This window comes from Microvirga massiliensis (genome assembly GCF_001006805.1).
Taxonomy (GTDB): domain Bacteria; phylum Pseudomonadota; class Alphaproteobacteria; order Rhizobiales; family Beijerinckiaceae; genus Microvirga; species Microvirga massiliensis.
This window is the reverse complement of record NZ_LN811363.1, coordinates 243,906-244,927: the sequence shown is the minus strand read 5'-3', so window position 1 is coordinate 244,927 and position 1,022 is coordinate 243,906. Positions and strand designations below refer to the sequence as shown.

1 protein-coding gene is annotated in these 1,022 nt (G+C 59.8%); it reads right to left on the bottom strand.

The window, feature by feature from the left end; genetic code table 11:
- Positions 1-7 precede the first annotated feature (7 nt).
- Positions 8-190 (bottom strand): RNA-binding protein, encoded by a 183-nt coding sequence (locus BN1233_RS47700; RefSeq protein WP_147707696.1) that lies wholly within the window; start codon positions 188-190, stop codon positions 8-10.
- Positions 191-1,022 lie beyond the last annotated feature (832 nt).

The following is a 1,022-nucleotide window of genomic DNA, read 5'->3' as shown; positions in this document are numbered from 1 at the left end:
TTTCCAGTCAGGCTCTAAGATATCCCTTCACGGCCAAGGAGTGGACGATCCGGGTAACCGGCTGGTCCGCGACCCACCACGAGTAGTTGTCCTGGCGGTTACTGCGCCAGATCCTCACTGCGGGACCGTGTATCCGCAACGTGGACAGGACACGCTTCTCGGCGGCCGTAAGGGTGCGGCGTGGCCTCATGGAGTTCTCCCAGCACTGGGCGAGTAAGGCTCGATAGTCGTAAGGCGTGACCAGCGGCTCCGAGAACTCGACCCCGCCGGCCAACGTAGACAAACAGTCTAAGGGGCTCTCTTCCGGAGCCTTCTTCGAGTCGGTTCGTGCCTTCCCGCCCCTAACGAACGGCCATATAGCTATTGGACCAGCCGGGTTCTTGTTGGCTTTAGCCAATCTCTTGTCGTTCGCTGACATTGCCGCCCGCGATCGAACAGCGGCGAAGCCACCGTCAATGGGCCATCAACGGGCTCGGGGTCGGTGCAGCACCGTCATTCCTCGTTTCGAATGTCACAATCGAGCGCACACGGCACGGCGCTGCTTTGTCGAAGGATGGGCTGGGCGAACATTGCATAAGTCGCTCGCCCGCGAAGGTCTGCTTCCGGACTATCTGTGAAGCTGAATTCATGTCAGCCGCCGCGTGCGGATCGAAGACACACGAACGCAATAGCGATCGAGCAGGCTCGAAACCGGAGCACCGCGACGGTTGCTACCTATCGGCTAACTGGGAATTCAGAGCGGTGGCCGACGGTAGTGCAAGTCATTGAGATGATTGGTGGGTGTACAAGGACTCGAACCTTGGACCCGCTGATTAAGAGTCAACGCCAACGCCATAACTCGGGGCAATAGAGTCTAACACTACTTTGGCACTTTGCTGAGGGAGCCAAGGGTGAAGCGGGCTCGGCAGACCGGACATCGCAGATGCATGAGCTGCGCGAGCTGATCGAGCAGTTGGGATCGGATGGCCGGCAGGCTGGGTTGCGGGGGCGGTCCGCGTCGCTTTCTTTTTTCCCCGCTGGCC

Bases quoted from the DNA above. Each gene is read 5' to 3' on its own strand.
- BN1233_RS47700 (WP_147707696.1), bottom strand. From the start codon at position 190: ATGAGGCCACGCCGCACCCTTACGGCCGCCGAGAAGCGTGTCCTGTCC.